This window comes from Pseudozobellia sp. WGM2 (assembly GCF_017810075.1).
Classification (GTDB): Bacteria; Bacteroidota; Bacteroidia; order Flavobacteriales; family Flavobacteriaceae; genus JADNYK01.
Map to the genome: position 1 here is coordinate 1 of NZ_JADNYK010000042.1, position 510 is coordinate 510.

The window sequence follows — 510 nt, forward strand, 5'->3', positions numbered from 1 at the left end:
TGCCACACCATAGGCGCTAAAACTATCTGAGGTTTCGCTAAATAACAAATTCATTTTGGCTTGGCGACCCGCACCTGAGACGCCTGATTTGGCATCAATAATAATCCAAGGTTCAATCAATGCCTGCTGCTGGCTGTTTTGGGCGTCGATTAGTGGTTTTAATCCCAAAATCGCCGTGGTGGGATAACAACCTGGGTTGCCAATGACCTTGGCTTTGGCAATGGCATCACGATTGACTTCGGGTAACCCATACACAGCTTCTTTTAAAATATCGGGGCAAGTATGTTCAAGTTTATACCAAGTTTCAAAATCTTGTAGCGACTGCAAACGAAAATCTGCCGCCAAATCGATGACTTTAGTGCCATTTTCGGTTAAAAATTTGGCATGCTTCATGGCAACGCCGTGGGGCGTAGCAAAGAATACCACATCACATGCTGCTAATTTTTTTTCATCCAAATCCGAAAATGTTAAATCGGTCACGCCCCGCAAACTTGGAAACATATCATCGAC

At 44.1% G+C, this 510-nt stretch carries 1 pseudogene; it reads right to left on the reverse strand.

Features of this window, described 5'->3' with window-relative positions:
- Window positions 1–510 (reverse strand): annotated as a pseudogene (locus IV512_RS19720) (N-acetyl-gamma-glutamyl-phosphate reductase); the annotation flags it as partial.